General features: G+C 74.8%; 3 protein-coding genes. All 3 read right to left on the minus strand.

Going from position 1 to position 17,228, the window contains the following annotated elements:
* A partial coding sequence (locus tag ABTZ17_RS31260) for a non-ribosomal peptide synthetase (RefSeq protein WP_352199149.1) occupies nt 1-6,358 on the minus strand: 6,358 nt, incomplete at its 3' end.
* 50 nt (nt 6,359-6,408) lie between these two features.
* Nucleotides 6,409-6,615, minus strand: a complete 207-nt coding sequence (locus ABTZ17_RS31265) for an MbtH family protein (protein ID WP_352199150.1) — start codon at nt 6,613-6,615, stop codon at nt 6,409-6,411.
* A 47-nt stretch (nt 6,616-6,662) separates the two neighbouring features.
* The gene (locus tag ABTZ17_RS31270; RefSeq protein ID WP_352199151.1) at nt 6,663-16,928 is read right to left on the minus strand and encodes a non-ribosomal peptide synthetase; all 10,266 of its coding nucleotides are present in this window, start codon (nt 16,926-16,928) and stop codon (nt 6,663-6,665) included.
* Nucleotides 16,929-17,228: the final 300 nt, after the last annotated feature.

Below are 17,228 nucleotides of genomic sequence, written 5' to 3' on the forward strand. Positions count from 1 at the left end.
CCGACTTCAAGATCCCCAACAACCCCACCACCATCTGGACACCGCGCTCCACCGACAGCGCCACCAGATCACCCACACCCACACCCGAAGCCGAAGCCGAAAGGAAACGAGCAAGACGATTCGCCCGCACCTCCAACTCCCCATACGTCAACGACTCCCCACCACACGACACCGCCACCGCACCCGGCGACACCACCGCACCACGCGACACCCACCCGTGCACCGTCCCCGAACCCACCGACACACCGGCCACACCCGACCACGCGCGGACGACCCGGTCGTACTCGCCTTCGGCGAGCATGGGCACGGCGTCGAGGGAGCGGTGCGGATCCGCGGCGAGTCCCGCCAGCAGGGCCCGGAAGTGACCGGACATCCGCTCGACGGTCTCGGCGTCGAAGAGTTCGGGGTCGTAGGCGAGGGCGAAGGCCAGGGAGTCGCCCGCGTAGGCGACGAGGTTGAGCGGGAAGTTGGTGACGTCCGCGCCCTCCAGTCCGCGCAGGCGGACCTCGTCCGGATCATCGGTCACGCCGGAGTCTCCGTCGGCGGGGAAGTTCTCGAAGGCGACCAGGCTGTCGAACAGGTCGGTGTCGCGCGGGACTCCGCTCCAGCCCTGGATGCGGGGCAGCGGGACGTACTCGTACTGCCGGGCCTCGACCTGAGCCCGCTGGAGACCGTCCAGCCAGGCCCCGACCTCCTCCCGCCCGTCGACCTCCACCCGCACCGGCAACGTGTTGATCATCATCCCGACCATGGCGTCCGCACCCGGCAGATCCGCCGGACGACCCGACACCGTCGCGCCGAACACCACCTCCGACTCCCCCGCGTAGCGGGAGAGCAGCAGCGCCCAGGCGCCCTGCACCACGGCGTTCACGGTGAGCCGACGCCGGCGGGCGAAGGCGTAAAGCTCCCGGGAGGCGTCGTCGGGGAGCCAGGTCACCAGCCGGCGCGCCGACCGGGCGCGGTGGCTGTCGGCGGGGCGGCGGTCGTACGGCAGCGCGGTGGGCGCGGTGACCGGTCCGAGGAGCCCGCGCCAGTACGTCTCCGCCTCGGTGAGGTCCTGGGCCGCCAGCCATTCCACGTACGCGGAGAACGGGCGGCGGGCCGGGAGCTCCGGGGTGCGCCCGTCGGCCAGCTGCCGGTAGGCCGTGACCAGGTCGTCCAGCATGCGGAAGGTGGACCAGCCGTCCAGGAGGACGTGGTGGGAGGTCCGCACCACCCGTACGGAGGCGTCGCCGACCCGGACGAGGGCGAGCCGGACGAGCGGGGCGGCGGCCAGGTCGAGGCCGCGCTCCCGGTCCTCGGCCAGGTACCGGTCGAGGGCGGTGCGCTGTTCGGTCTCGGTCAGGGTCCGCCAGTCGTGGTGGACGACCGGCAGGGCGGGGTCCCGGTGGACGAGCATGAGCGGCTGGTCGACGTCCTCCCACAGGACGGAGCCGCGCAGGACTTCGAGGTGGTCGGTGACGTGCTGCCAGGCCCGCTCCAGCAGGTTCGGGTCGGTGACCCCGTCCAGGACGAAGCTCATCTGCTCGAAGTAGGCGCCCGAGCCGGGCTCCGTGAGGGTGTGGAAGAGCATGCCGCTCTGCATGGGCGTGAGCGGGTACACGTCGGCGATCCCGCGTCCGTCGCCCACGATCCGGTCCACGGCGTTCTGGTCGAGGCGGGCCAGCGGGAAGTCCGACGGGGTCGCGCCCCCGCTGCCCGGGGCCAGGCAGTGTGCGATCAGTTCGGTCAGGGCCGTCGTGAAGCCGGCCGCCACCCGCTCGATCGTCGCCGTGTCGAAGAGTTCCTCGGAGTAGATCCAGGTGAAGCGCAGCCGGCCGGATTCGACCATGCCGACGACGTCGAGGAGGTAGGGGCGGGGCTCGTCGGCCGCGTGGTCCAGGCCGAGGGCGGGGAGGCGGTCGCGGACGGGGCCGTCCGCGCTGGTGGTGCCGTCCCACTGGCCCAGGTAGTTGAAGGAGATCTGCGGGAGCGGGTCGCCGTGCAGGGCGTGGCCGGGGGTGCCCGGTCGGGAGAGGAAGCGGAGGGCGTCGTAGCCGAGACCGTTGCCGGGCACGGCGCGCAGCTGTTCCTTGACGGCCTTGACCGTCGCGCCCCAGTCGGGGCCGGTGCCGTCCGCGGCCCGTGCTCCGGAGAGGTCGAGGGCCACAGGGAAGTGGGTGGTGAACCAGCCGACGGTGCGGGTGAGGTCCAGGTCGGGGAAGAGGTCCTCGCGGCCGTGGCCCTCCATTCCGATCACGAGGCGGTCGCTGCCGGCCCACCGGGTGAGGGTGGCGGCCAGCGCGCCGACCAGGAGGTCGTTGATGCGGGTGCGGTAGACGGGTGCCACCTGCTGGAGCAGGGCGCGGGTCCGCGCCTCGTCGAGGCCGGTCTCGACGGTGCGTTCGTACCCGGTGGTGTTGCGGCCCTCCGGGTGGTCGACGGGCAGGGCGGGGGCGTGGCCGGGGGCGACGGCCTCCCAGTGCGGGAGCTCGTGGTCGAGGCCGCCCGCGCGCACGTGGTCGGCGAGGTGCGCCGACCACTGCTGGTAGCTGCTGGTGCGGGGGCCGAGGTCGGCCGCCTGTCCGGCGGCGAGCCGGGTGATCGTCCGCTCCAGGTCCTCCAGGAGGATCCGCCAGGAGACGCCGTCCATGACGATGTGGTGGACGGCCAGGAACAGGCGCGGTGCCGACCCGTCGGCGAAGCGGAAGAACAGGCCGCGGACGAGGGTGCCGGAGGCCAGGTCGAGGGCGCGCTGCGCGGTCAGGGCGGCGTCGTGCAGGGCCTGCGGGTCGGGTGCGGGCAGGTCGACGGTGCGCAGCAGGTCGGCCGGCGCGGTGTCGGTGTACTCCTGCGTCCAGCCGGAGTCCTCCGTGCGGGCGTAGCGCAGGCGCAGGGCGTCGTGGTGCTCGACGAGGGCGTCCAGGGCCCGTCCCAGGGTCGCGGGGTCCGTGCCGGGGGCCAGCTCCAGGTGGACGGACATGGCGTAGTGGTCCGGGTCCACGGTGTGTTCCTGGAGGAACCATGCCTGGATCGGGGTCGGTTCGGCGGTGCCGGTGGGTCGCTGCGGGACGGTCGGGGCGAGGGGACCGTCCGCTCCCGTGGTGGCGGAGCCCGCGACCGCGGCGAGGGCGGCGACGCTCTGGTGGAGGAAGAGCATCTTCGAGGTGAGGTGCAGACCGGCCTGGCGGGCGCGGGAGACGACCTGGATGGAGAGGATGGAGTCGCCGCCGAGGTCGAAGAAGTTGTCGTGGACGCCGACGCGGGCCACGCCGAGGACTCCCGCCCAGACGTCGGCGAGGATGCGCTCGGTCTCGTCGCGCGGTGCCGCGTACTCGCTGTCCAGGACGGCACCGTCGGCGGTGGGCTCCGGGAGGGAGCGCCGGTCCACCTTGCCGCTCGGGGTGAGGGGCAGGGCGGTCAGCGGGACGTACACGGCGGGGACCATGTAGTCGGGGAGCAGCCCCGAGAGGTGGCCGCGGAGCTCGGTGGTGCTCGGGGTGGCGGCGGGGCCGCCGTCGGTGACGGTGTAGGCGACGAGGCGGCGGCGGCCGGCCTCGTCCTCGCGGGCGATGACGGCGGCGTCGCGCAGCGCGGGGTGGGTGAGGAGGGCGCTCTCGACCTCGCCCAGTTCGATGCGGAAGCCGCGGATCTTGACCTGGTCGTCGGCGCGGCCCAGGAACTCCAGGTCCCCGGAGGGCAGCAGGCGGGCCCGGTCGCCGGTGCGGTAGAGGCGGTCGCCCGCGACGAAGGGGCTGTCGACGAAGCGTTCGGCGGTCAGGGCGGGGCGGCCGTGGTAGCCGCGGCCGATGCCGGCGCCGCCGATCCAGATCTCCCCGGGCACGCCCTGCGGGACGGGGGTGCGGCGTTCGTCCAGGACGTGGACGCGGGTGTCGGGCAGGGGCCGGCCGATGGGCACGTAGACGCATCCGTCGAGGGAGTCCTCGGTGGGGACGAAGACGGTGGAGTCGACGGTGGCCTCGGTGCCTCCGTAGGCGTTGACGACGACGGCGTCGTGCCGGATCTGCCGCAGCAGGGCGCGGCAGTCCTCGGCCCGCCAGGCCTCGGAGCCGACGGAGATCAGGCGCAGCGGCGGGAAGCCGGTCCCGCGCCGGTCGGTCTCCTCCAGGACGGCGTTGAGGAGGGACGGGACGATCTCCAGGCCGGTGGCGCCGGTGCGGTCGATCAGGTCGAGCAGGGCCGCGGGTTCGGTGGTGACGTCCTTCGGGGCGATGACCAGGGCCCCGCCGAACGGCAGGGAGCGGATGAGGTCGGCGGCGAAGAGGTCCACGGACAGGCTGGAGACGGAGAGGAAGCGGAGGGCGAGCTCGTCGAGTCGGTAGCGCTCGTTCCACGCCTCGCAGATGTGCCGCAGGTTGCGGTGCTCGATGGCGACGCCCTTGGGGTTGCCGGTGGAGCCCGAGGTGTAGATGACGTAGGCGAGGTCTTCGGCGGTGACGGTGGTGCGGGGCGCGGTGGCGGGCCGGTCCGCGATGGCGGCGTGTTCGGCGTCGAGGTCCACGAGGTGCAGGTCCGCGGAGGCGGGCAGGCGGTCGCGGACGGCGGAGTGGGCGACGACGACGCGGGCGCCGGAGTCGGCGAGCATGTACGCGAGGCGGTCGGCGGGGAAGGCCGGGTCCAGGGGGACGTAGGCGGCGCCCGCCTTCATGATGCCGAGGACGCCGACGGCCATGTCGGCGCCGCGTTCGACGCTGAGGCCCACCAGGGAGCCGGGTCCGGCGCCGAGGGCCACGAGGTGGTGGGCGAGGCGGTTGGCGCGCTCGTCGAGTTCGCGGTGGGTGAGGGTGGTGTCGCCGGCGAGTACGGCCGGGGCGTCGGGGGTGCGGGCGGCCTGGGCGGCCAGCCGTTCGTGGAGGAGGGCCGGGTCGCCGGTGGCGGGCAGGGCGGTGGCGTTGAACTCGGTGAGGAGGTGGTGCCGTTCGGCGGGGGTCAGCAGGGGCAGGCGCCAGAGGGGGGTGCCGGGGTCGGCGAGGGCGGCCGTGAGGAGGACCTGGAGGTGGCCGGTCATCCGGGCCACGGTGGCCGGTTCGAACAGTTCGGTGCTGTACTCGACGAGTCCGACGAGGCGGCCGTCGCGTTCCTCGAACTCGAAGGTAAGGTCAAAGAGCGACGCCTCCCGCTCCAGCGGGTAGTCGGTCGTGGTGGCGCCGGGCAGGGAGAGGGCGGCGCTCGGGGCGTTCTGCAGGACGACCATGGCCTGGATCAGGGCCGTGCGGCTGGGGTCGCGTTCGGGCTGCACGGCCTCGACGACCTTGTCGAAGGGCACGTCCTCGTTTCCGAAGGCGTCCAGGACGGTGTCCTTGACCCGGTCGAGGAGCTCGGCGAAGGACAGGTCCGGCTCGACCTGCGAGCGCAGGACCACCGTGTTGACGAGGAAGCCCACGAGCTGTTCCAGCTCCGGACGGCCGCGGCCGGCGGAGGAGGTGCCGACGGCGATGTCCTCCTGTCCGGTCCAGCGGGCCAGGACGGTCTTGACGGCGGCGGTGAGCCCCATGAAGAGGGTGGCGCCGTGGTCGCGGGTGAGCCGGTCGAGGCCCGCGGTGGTGGCGGCGGAGAGCTCGAAGCGGTGGACGGCGCCCGCGGAGGAGCGCACGGGCGGCCGGGGGCGGTCGGTGGGCAGTTCGAGCGGGGAGACGCCCGTCAGCCGGTCCTTCCACCAGGCGAGCCGGCGTTCCGTCAGTGCCTCCCCGTCCGGGCGGGCGCGCTGCCAGGCGGCGAAGTCGGGGTACTGCACGGGTACGGGGGCCGGTGCGGCGGGGCGGCCCTCCACGGCGGCGGTGTAGTGCTCGCCGAGTTCCCGGGCCACGATCCCCATGGACCAGCCGTCGGTGACGATGTGGTGCATGCCGAGGACGCACACGTGCTCCTCGGGGGCGAGGCGCACGAGGAGGACCCGGACCAGCGGGCCCGCCGCCAGGTCGTAGGGGCGGGACATCTCGGCGCGGACCGCGGCGCGGACCGCCTCCTCGCCGTCCGCCGCCGTCTCGGTCCAGCCGAACAGCGGTGCGTCGTGGACGACCTGCACGCCCTGGCCGTCGCGGTCGTGGAAGGTGGTGCGCAGGGATTCGTGCCGGGCCACCAGGGCGGTGACCGCGGCGCGCAGGGCGGTGGTGTCGAGCCGCCCGGAGATCCGCAGCGGCAGCGCCGAGTGGTAGTCCGTGTTCTCCGGGTCGAACCCCTCCAGGAACCACAGGCGCTGCTGTCCGTAGGACAGGGGCAGCCCGTCCCCGCGCGGCACCGCCGGGATCAGCGGCTCGGCCGGCGCGGCGGAGCGGCCGGCGAGGCGCTGGGCCAGTGCCTCCCTGAGGTGGTCGGGAAGGGCGGCGATGCGCGAGGCGCGGGACGGCTGCGTGTTCATGGAAGGGTTCCCCCAGAAGAAACGGTTCGGCGGTGCGGTGCGGGTGACGGTCAGCCGGCGGCGGCGATCAGGCTCTGCGGTCGCAGGTCGGTCCAGTGCGCCTCGACGTACTCCAGGCACTCCTGGCGGGGACGGTCCTCCAGGAGGACCCGCCAACCGGCCGGGACCGGGGTGGCGGAGGGCCAGAGGGAGTGCTGGCCCTCGTCGTTGGCCAGGACGTGGTAGGAGCGGTCGTCGTGCTCGAAGGGGTTGGACATGGTGCTGCCTCTCGGTGGACGTGCGGGTCGGGACGGGGGTTCGGGGGTCAGGGGGTGCCGGAGACGGCGGCCGCCTCCAGCTCGGCGAGGATCAGCTCCTCCACCGCCCGCGCCGTCCCGGCGACCGTCGGCCGCTCGAAGACGTCCCGCGGTGCGTAGGCGGTGCCGAACAGGGCGGTGACGCGGGAGGCGGCCCGCAGGGCGAGCAGGGAGTCGCCGCCGAGCGCGAAGAAGTCGTCGTGGACGCCGACCCGTTCGGCTCCGAGGAGCTCCCGCCAGCTCTCGGCGACGAGTTCCTCGACGGGAGTCGTCGGTGCCTCGTAGGCGGCAGCGGCGGCGAGGCGGCCGGTGAGGTCCGCCGGGGCGGGCAGGGCCCGTCGGTCGACCTTCCCGTTCGCGGTGAGCGGCAGGGCGTCGAGGGTGGCGAACGCGGCCGGGATCATGTGCCCGGGAAGCGAACCCGCGAGGTGGCCGCGCAGTTCCGCCGTGTCCGGGACGGACCGGTCGGTGCCCGGCACCAGGTGGGCCACCAGGACGGTACGGCCGTCCTCGTGGTGGGCGACCACGGCCGCGTCGGCGATCGCCGGGTGGGCCGTGAGCGCGCTCTCGATCTCGCCCGGCTCGATGCGGAAGCCGCGGACCTTCACCTGGCCGTCGGTGCGGCCGAGGAACTCCAGGGTGCCGTCGGCCCGCCAGGCGACCAGGTCCCCGGAACGGTACATCCGCTCCCCCGCCGCCCCGTACGGATCGGCGACGAACCGCTCCGCGGTGGCGCCGGGCCGGGCGAGGTAGCCGTGGGCCAGGCCCTGACCGGCGATGTACAGCTCGCCCGGAACACCGACCGGAGCCGGTTCCAGGGCCGGTGTCAGGACCCGCACCCGGGTGTTCCCGATCGGGGTGCCGAGCGGCACGGAGGCACCGCTGGGGAGCGCGTCGACCAGGTCGTGGGCGGTGGTGAAGGTGGTGGCCTCGGTGGGGCCGTAGCCGTTGGTGAGCCGGAGCCCCGGGTGGGCGGCCCGCACGCGGGCGCAGTGTTCCGGCGAGAGCCGGTCGCCGCCCGCGATGAGCTGACGGAGCCCCCCGAAGACCTCGGGCGCGTCGTCGACGACCTGGTGGAAGAGGCCGGCCGTGAGCCACAGGTGGGTCACCCCGTGCGCGGCGAGGAACCGGCCCAGTCCGGCGGCGTCCGGCAGTCCCTCGGGATGCACGGCGAGCCTGGCGCCGTTCAGCAGCGCCCCCCAGATCTCGAAGGTGGAGGCGTCGAAGGAGAGCGAGGCCAGCTGGGCCACCGTGTCCCCGGGGCCGATGTCGGTGTACCCGGAGCCGTGCACCAGGCGCACCACCGCGCGGTGCGGCACGACGACGCCCTTGGGGGTGCCGGTGGAACCCGAGGTGTACATCACGTACACGGCCTGGTCCGGACCGACCACGACGCCCGTGGGCTGGGCCGGACGGGCCTCGATGGCCGACCGGTCGCGGTCGAGGTCGACCACGGGGAGACCGGCCGCGGCGTCGGGCAGCGACGCGCCCGTGGCCCCGGCGGTCACGATCAGGGCGGGCCCGGAGTCCGTGATCATGTGGGTCAGGCGGGCGGCGGGGTACTCCGGGTCCAGCGGTACGTAGCCGGCGCCGGTCTTCAGCACGGCCAGTTGGGCCACCAGAGCGCTCGGGCCGCGCTCCAGGAGCAGGCCGACGAGCCGCCCGGGCCCCGCGCCGTGCGCGAGGAGGTGCCGGGCGAGACGGTCCGCGCCGCGGTCGAGCTCGCCGTAGGTGAGCGCGCCTCCGTCGTGGACCAGGGCCACGGCCTCGGGCCGCCGGGCGGCCCGGTCCGCGAACAGCCCGTGCAGCGTGGCCCGCGGCAGCTCCCCGGCGGTGTCGTTCCAGTCCGCCAGGACCGTCTCGGCCTCGCCGGGGGCGAGCATGGCCACCGCGTCGAGGGTGGTCTCCGGTCCCGCCTCCGCGAGGGAGCCGAGCAGGGCCTCCAGGTGGCCGCAGAGCCGGTCCGCGGCGGCCTCGTCGTAGAGGGCGCCGTCGTAGGCGAGGGTGTAGGACAGCACGTCGCCGGCGTAGGCGATCAGGTTGAGCGGGAAGTTGGTGGCCTCCGTGCCCTCCAGTCCGCGCAGCCGCAGCCCGTGGGAGGCGGCCGCCTCGTCGTCCATCGGGTAGTTCTCGACGACGACCAGGCTGCGGAACAGGTGGGCGCCGGACTCCGTACCGGCCCACTCCCGGATGCGGGGCAGCGGGACGTACTCGTACTGCCGGGCCTCGACCTGAGCCCGCTGGAGACCGTCCAGCCAGGCCCCGACCTCCTCCCGCCCGTCGACCTCCACCCGCACCGGCAAGGTGTTGATCATCATCCCGACCATGGCGTCCGCACCCGGCAGATCCGCCGGACGACCCGACACCGTCGCGCCGAACACCACCTCCGACTCCCCCGCGTGTCGGGAGAGGAGCAGCGCCCAGGCGCCCTGGAGCACGGTGGACACGGTGAGCCGACGCCGGCGTGCGAACTCCTGCACGGCTCGGGAGGCCCCGGCGGACAGTCGACGGACCCGCCGGCCGGTGGAGCCGGTGCGGTGACCCGTGGCCGCGGCCCCCCGGACGAACGGCAGCGGGGTGGCGGCCTCGAACCCGGCCAGCAGCTCCCGCCAGTGGGACTCGGCCTCGGCCAGGTCCTGCTCCTCCAGCCAGGCCACGTAGGCCCCGAAGGGACGGCGGGCCGGGACCACGGGCTCACGCCCCGCGGTCAGCGCCGCGTGGGCGGCGTACACCTGGGTGAGCAGGTCGAAGGTGGACCAGCCGTCCAGGAGGAGGTGGTGGAACGCGCAGACCACGCGCACCGACTCGTCCCCGAGCCGGATCAGGGCCAGCCGCATCAGCGGGGCCGCACCCAGGTCGAGCGGCCGGGCCCGGTCCTCGGCGAGGAAGTCCCGCACCGCGCGCTCCTGTTCCTCGGGGCCGCGGTCGCGCCAGTCGAGGTGGGTGACCGGCAGGGTGGCTCGGCGGGCCACCCGGGCCAGCGGCCGGGGCAGGTCCTTCCAGAGCGGGGAGGTGCGCAGCACCTCGGTGCGGTCGGCGACGTGCTGCCAGGCGCGCGCCAGCACCTCCGGGTCGCGGACGCCGTCCAGGACGAAGGTCATCTGCTCGGTGTAGGCCGCGGGGTCGCCGAGGGTGTGGAAGAGCATCCCGCTCTGCATGGGGGTGAGCGGGTAGAGGTCCGCGATCTCGCGGCCGTCGCCCACGATCCGGTCCACCGCGGCCCGGTCGAGCCCGGCCAGCGGGAAGTCCGAGGGCGTCGCGCCCCCGTTGCCGGGGACCAGGCAGTGCGCGATCAGCTCGCGGAGCGCCGCCGTGAACGCGGCCGCCACCCGCTCGATCGTCGCCGTGCGGTACGCGGTGGTGGAGTGGATCCAGTCGATGCGCAGGGTGCCGTCGGTGACCGAGGCGACGATGTCGATGAGGTGCGGTCGGCGCTGGTCGGGGTCCTGGTCGGCGCCGGGGGCGGCGAGTCGGGCCCGCACCAGGCCGTCCTCGTGCGTGGTCCCGTCCCACTGCCCCAGGTAGTTGAAGCTGATGCCGGGCGCGGCCGCCTCGGACAGGGCGCGGTGGGCGGGGCCGCCGGGCTCGGAGAGGTGGCGGAGGGCACCGTGGCCGAGGCCGTGGCGGGGGACGGCGCGCAGGTGTTCCTTGACGGTCTTCAGGGCGTGGCCCCAGTCCCCCCGGGGGACGTCGAGGGCGACGGGGTGGATGGTGGTGAACCAGCCGATCGTGCGGGACAGGTCCACGTCCTCGAAGAGCTCCTCGCGTCCGTGGCCCTCCAGGGCGACGGTGGTCGGGGAGCCGGTCCAGTCCGCGAGGGTGCGGCCGAGGGCGGTGAGCAGCACGTCGTTGATGCGGGTGCGGTAGGCGGCCGGGACCTGCTGGAGCAGGGCCTCGGTCTCGGCGCGGTCCAGGACGGTGGTGGCCGTCGCGGTGGCACCGAAGGTGTCGGGGGCGTCCGGGGTGTCGACGGGCAGCGGGCGCACGGAGTCCGCCGCGGCCTGCCAGTAGGGGAGTTCGTCGTCGAGGGCGCCCGCGCGGACGTGGGCGGTGAGCCGTTCCGACCATGCCCGGAAGCTGCTGGTGCGGGGGCCGGGTTCGGCTGGGAGGCCTGCGGCGAGCTGCGCGTGGACCCGTTCCAGGTCCTCCAGGAGGATCCGCCAGGACACCCCGTCCATCACGAGGTGGTGCACGGTGAGGAAGAGTCGGGGCGCGGTGCCGTCCGAGGAGCGCAGGAACACGCCCTTCAGCAGCGCGCCGTCGGCGAGGTCCAGGGACCGCCGTGCCTCCAGGGCGGCCGTTTCCGCGGCTGCGGCGTCGGCCGGTGCGACGTCCACGACGCGGAGGAGTCCGGCGGGGGCGGAGTCGGCGTACTCCTGCGCGGGCAGGGCGTCCCGGCCGGTGTAGCGCATGCGCAGGGCGTCGTGGTGGGCCACCAGGGCCTCCAGCGCCCGCTCCAGCAGGACCGGGTCGGTGTCCGGGGCCAGCTCCAGGTGCACCGACATCGCGTAGTGGTCCGGGGCGGCGGCGGTGTGCTCCTCGAAGAACCACCGCTGGATCGGGGTGAGCGGCACCGTGCCGCGGGCGGGTCCGGCGGCCGCGTCGGCGGTGGCGTCGGGGGTCACGGGGGCGACCACCGTGGACAGCGCGGCGATGCTCTGGTGGAGGAAGAGGGTCTTCGAGGTGAGGCGCAGACCGGCCTGGCGGGCGCGGGAGACGACCTGGATGGCGAGGATCGAGTCGCCGCCGAGGTCGAAGAAGTTGTCGTGGACGCCGACCCGGTCCACCCGCAGCACCTCGGCCCAGATCGTGGCGAGGGTCTCTTCGGTGGTGTCGCGCGGGGCCGCGTACGCGGTGCCGAGGTGGACGGCGTCGGCTTCGGGTGCGGGCAGGGCCCGCCGGTCGACCTTGCCGCTCGGGGTGAGCGGCAGGGCCTCGTGGGTGAGGAAGACCGCGGGGACCATGTGGTCGGGCAGCGAGCCCGTCAGGTGGGAGCGGAGTTCACCGGCGGTGAGTTCGCGGTCGGCGACGAGGTGGGCGACCAGCCGCTTGCGGCCTTCGGGGTCCTGGTGGACGACGACGACCGCGTCGCGGATCTCGGGGTGGCCGCCCAGCGCCGTCTCGATCTCGCCCAGTTCGATGCGGAAGCCGCGGACCTTCACCTGGTCGTCGGCGCGACCGAGGTACTCCAGCCGGCCGTCGGGGCGGCGGCGGGCCACGTCACCGGTGCGGTACATGCGCGTGCCGGGGGCGCCGTGGGGATCGGCCACGAACCGCTCCGCCGTGAGGCCGGGACGTCCGTGGTAGCCGCGCGCCAGGTGGGGTCCGGCCACGTACAGCTCGCCCGGGACGCCGACGGGCACCGGCTGGAGGGCGGCGTCGAGGAGGTGGACGACGGTGCCGGGCAGCGGGGCGCCGATGGGCGGCACCCCGGAGCCGGAGAGCGGCTCGCTCATCGTGGCGACGACGGTGGTCTCGGTCGGACCGTACGCGTTGATCATGCGGCGGCCCCGGGACCAGCGGTCCACCAGGTCGCCGGTGCTGGCCTCGCCGCCGACGACGAGGGTGCGGAGGGTCTCCAGTCCCTCGGGGACCAGGGTGGCGACGGCCGAGGGGGCCAGCAGGGCGTGGCTGACGCGGCGTTCGCGCAGGAAGGTCTGGAGGGCTTCGCCGACGAGGGGGCCGTGCGGCGGGAGCACGAGGGTGGCTCCGGCCGGCAGGGCCATGAGGATCTCCATCACGGCCCCGTCGAAGGACGCGGAGGCGAACTGGAGTACGCGGCTGCCCTCGGTCACCGCCAGACGTTCGATCTCGGCGGCGGCCAGGTTGCCGATGCCCCGGTGGGGGACGAGCACGCCCTTGGGGGTGCCGGTGGAGCCGGAGGTGTAGATGACGTACGCGAGGTCGTCCGGGCCGAGGGCGACGGCGGGGGCGTCGGCGGGACGGGTCGCGAGGAGGTCGCGGTCCGCGTCCAGGTCCGTCACCGTGGTCGTGGCGGGCAGTTCGGGAAGCTCGGACCGCAGGTGGGTGCGGGTGACCACGTGCGTGGCCCCGGAGTCGGCGAGCATGAACGCCAGGCGGTCCGCCGGGTAGTTCGGGTCCAGCGGCAGGTAGGCGGCTCCGGCCTTCATGATGCCGAGGAGGCCGACGACCAGGTCCGCGCCGCGCTCGACGCACAGCCCGACCAGGCGGCCCGGGCCGACGCCCTGGTCCATCAGGTGGTGGGCGAGGCGGTTGGCCCGCTCGTCCAGTGCGCGGTAGTCGAGGACGCCGTCGGCGTCCTCGACGGCCGGGGCGTCGGGGTGGAGCCGGGCGCGGGCGGCCACGAGCTCGGGGAAGGTGCCCGGCAGCGGGGCGGCGACCGGGCCCGCCGCGTGGCGCGGGACCTGCTCCTGCTCGGCCGCGGTGAGCAGCGGGAGCGTGGCCAGGGCACGGTCGGGTTCGGCGGCCGCGGCGGCGAGCAGGGTGGTGAGGTGGCCGCCGAAGCGGGCGATGGTCGACTCGTCGAACAGGGCGGTGGCGTAGCCGGCGCGCACCGTCAGGCCGGCGCCGGTCTCGAAGAACTCCACGGTCAGTTCGAAGGGGGCGGCCTCGCGGAGCACCGGGTGGTCGGTGACCTCCAGTCCGGGCAGCTCCGGTCGGCCGTGCGGGGCGTTCTGGAGGACGACCATGGCCTGGACGAGGGGGGTGCGGCTGGCGTCGCGGGTGGTGCCGACGGCCTCCACGAGGCGTTCGAACGGCACGTCCTCGTGGGCGAAGGCTCCGGCCGCCGTTTCCTTGACCCGGTCGAGCAGCTCGCCGAAGGTGCCGTCCGGTTCGACGTGCGAGCGCAGCACGACCGTGTTGACGAGGAAGCCGACCAGGTGCTCCAGGTCGCTCCGGCCCCGGCCGGAGGAGGCGGTGCCCACCGCGATGTCCGTCTGGCCCGTGTAGCGGGCGAAGACGGTCTTGACCGCGGCGGTGAGGGCCGTGAAGAGGGTGGTGCCGTGGTCCCGGGCGAGCGCCCGGACGGCGTCGGTGGTGTCGGCCGGGATCAGGAACTCGTGGACGGCTCCGGCGGAGGAGCGCAGCGCGGGGCGCGGCCGGTCGGTCGGCAGCTCCAGCGGGGTGATGCCCGCCAGCCGCTCCCGCCACCAGCCGAGCTGTTCCTCCAGCAGGCCGCCGCCTTCCAGGCGCCCTCGCTGCCAGGCGGCGAAGTCGGCGTACTGCACGGTCCGTTCCGGCAGGGTCGCGGGGCGGCCCTCGATCCGGGCGGCGTACAGCTCGCCGAGTTCACGGGTGACGATCCCGGTGGACCAGCCGTCGGTGACGATGTGGTGCATCCCGAGGACGCACACGTGCTCGTCCTCGGCCAGTCGGACCAGCAGCACCCGGACCAGCGGGCCGTTGCCCAGGTCGTAGGGCCGGGCGGTCGCCGCGCGGACGAGGCGGTCCAGCCGCTCCGGGCACTCCGCGGCCGGCACGTCCGTCAGGTCGGCGCTCTCCCACTCGGGCGGCAGGGACGGGTGCACGACCTGGACGCCGCGGCCGCCGGTGAAGCCGAAGGTGGTGCGCAGGGACTCGTGGCGGTCCGTGAGGTCGGTGACCGCGGCGCGCAGGGCCTCGGGGTCCAGGGCTCCGGTCATCCGCAGGCCGGTGGCGGTGTGGTACTCGGCGCTGCCGGGGTCGAAGTCCTCCAGGAACCAGAGACGCTGCTGGCCGAAGGACATCGGCAGCGGTGCGTCGCGGGGCACGGTGGGGATGCCCGCGTCCTCGGCTCCTTCCGTCGGCGCGAGGGAGGCCGCGAGGGAGGCGATGGTGGGGGTGTCGAAGAGGATCCGCGGGGAGAGCCGGATCCCGAGCGCACGGCGCATGTGGGAGACGGCGCGCACGGCGAGGATCGAGTTGCCGCCGAGGGCGAAGAAGTCGTCGTGGACGCCGACGCCGGTCAGGCCCAGGACCTCGGCCCAGACTCCGGCCAGGGTGTGTTCGGTGGCGTCGCGGGGCTCGGTGCGGCCCGCGGCGGGGGCCTCCTGCGCGGCGGCGGGGTCGGGCAGCGCCTTGCGGTCGATCTTGCCGTTGGGGGTGAGCGGCAGCGCGTCCAGGACGGTGATCGTGGCGGGGACCATGTGCGCCGGCAGGGCGGCGGCGAGGTGCTCGCGCAGAGCGGCGGCGTCCGGCCGGCGGTCGGGGGCCGCGGCGGAGACGTAGGCGAGCAGGTTGGTGTTGTGGGTCAGGACGACGCTCTGCGCCACGTCCGGGTGGCCCGCGAGGGCGCTCTCGATCTCGCCGAGCTCGATGCGGAAGCCGCGGACCTTCACCTGGTCGTCGGCGCGCCCCAGGTACTGGAGGGTGCCGTCGGGGAGTCGGCGGGCGATGTCCCCGGAGCGGTACATGCGCTCGCCGGGGGCGCCGTAGGGGTCGGCGACGAACCGCTCCGCCGTGAGGCCGGGGCGGCCGTGGTAGCCGCGGGCGAGGCCGATGCCCGCGATGTAGAGCTCGCCCCGGACGCCGACGGGGACGGGGCGGAGGGCTTCGTCGAGGACGTGGACGCGGAAGTTGGCGATCGGGGTGCCGATGGGCGGGACCGTGTTGCCGGAGAGCGGGGCGCTCATGGTGGCGCAGACGGTGGTCTCGGTGGGCCCGTAGGCGTTGATCATCCGGCGGCCCCGGGACCAGCGGGCCACCAGGTCGCCGGTGCTGGCCTCGCCCGCCACGACCAGGGTGGCGCCGGCCGGCAGGCCGTGGCCCTCGGGCAGCACGGCGACGGTGGCCGGGGTCAGGGTGGCGTGGGTGACGCCGTGTTCGGCGGCGTAGGCGGCCAGCGGCTCGCCGGGGGCCAGCGTCTCCTTGCTGCCCATGACCAGGGTGGCGCCGGTCAGCAGCCCCATGCACACCTCCCAGAAGGCGGCGTCGAAGCTGGTGGAGGCGAACTGGAGCACCCGGCTGCCGGGGGCCACGTCGAAGGCTTCGGCCTGGACGGCGGCGAGGTTGCCGATGCCGGCGTGCGGGACGAGCACGCCCTTGGGGCGGCCGGTGGAGCCGGAGGTGTAGATGGCGTACGCCAGGTCGTCCGGGGCCAGTTCCACGCCGGGGTCCGTGGCGGGGCGGGCCTCGATCTCGTCCCGGTCGGCGGTGAGGTCCACGAGCCGGGCGCCGGTGGCGGGCAGGCGGTCGGCCGTGCCGCTCTGGGTCACGACGAGGCGGGCGCCGGAGTCGGTGAGCATCCAGGACAGCCGGTCGGTGGGGTAGGCCGGGTCCAGGGGCAGGTAGGCGGCCCCCGCCTTCATGATGCCGAGGAGGCCGACGGCCAGGGCGGCGCCGCGCTCGGTGCACAGGCCGATGAGCTCGCCCCGGCGGGCTCCGAGGGACTTCAGGTGGTGCGCGAGCCGGTTGGCCCGCTCGTCGAGTTCGCGGTAGGTGACCGGGCCCCGCTCGTCGACGACGGCGACGGCGTCCGGGCGGGCGGCGGCGTGCACCGCGTACAGCTCGGGGAAGGACGCGGTGGGCACGGGGCGGGCCGTGTCGTTCCAGGTCCGGACGGACTGCTCGAACTCGTCGGGGGTGAGCAGGGGAAGGGCGGCCACGGGGCACGCGGGGTCGTCCTGCGCGGCGTCGAGGAGGACGCACAGGTGGCCCGCCAGGCGGGCCGCGGTGGCCTCGTCGAAGAGGGCGGTGCTGTAGCGCAGCCGCAGTCGTCCGTCGGCGGGCGAGAGCTCCACCGACAGATCCAGCGGATCGAACTCGCGCATCCGGAGCGGGAGTTCGTCGGGCATCGCCACCATGACCTGGACGAAGGGGGTGATGCCGGTGTCGCGCTCGGGGGCCAGCGCCTCGATGAGCGCGTCGAGCGGGAGGGCGTCGTGGCGGAGGGCGTCGGCCAGTGCCGCGGCCGCGTCCCGGCGCAGCCGGGCGCAGGTCGCGGAGGCGTCGACCCCCGTGCGCAGGACGACGGTGTGGCCGGTGCGCGCGGAGACCGTGCCGAGGGCGATGTCCTCCTGGCCGGAGTGCCGGTTCAGGAGCGCGAGCACGGCGGCGACGAGGTCGGCGGCGTCCGTGCCGGATCGCGGGGTGAACTCCCGCTCGTGGACGGCGGTGTCGGGTACGCGGACGATCGGGCGGGGCCGGTCGGCGGGCAGTTCGACCGGGTCGACGTCCGTCAGTCGACCGCGCCAGAACTCCACCTGGGCGGGCAGATGATCGACCGTCACGTCGGCGCGAGCCACGTTGTACCTCCAGTAGGGGTGGCTTCCGGGCAGGGACGACGCCGTGGGGGCATGCCCGGAAGCCGGCATAAGGGTGCGGAAAGAGTGGGTGGGGTGGTGGCGCGGCGGGCGCCTCGGGGGCGCACCGGGCCGCGCGGCCGGGGTGCCGGACACCGGGCGCCCGGCGTCGGGCCGGGTCGGGCGGTGGGGCGCCGGGTCGGTGGAGCCGGCGCGACGGGGCGCGGGGCTTCGGCGCTCCCCGACGCGGGGCGTCGGGGCCGGCGGCACACGGCACGGGTCCGTGCGTGACACTCGGCCGGGCGGGCGCCGGACCGCGCCCCGGTCGGGCGCGGCCGTGGCGCGGCCTCCTCCGCCCGGGGCGGGGAGGCC

It is taken from the genome of Streptomyces sp. NPDC097619, assembly GCF_040302735.1.
Classification (GTDB): Bacteria; Actinomycetota; Actinomycetes; order Streptomycetales; family Streptomycetaceae; genus Streptomyces.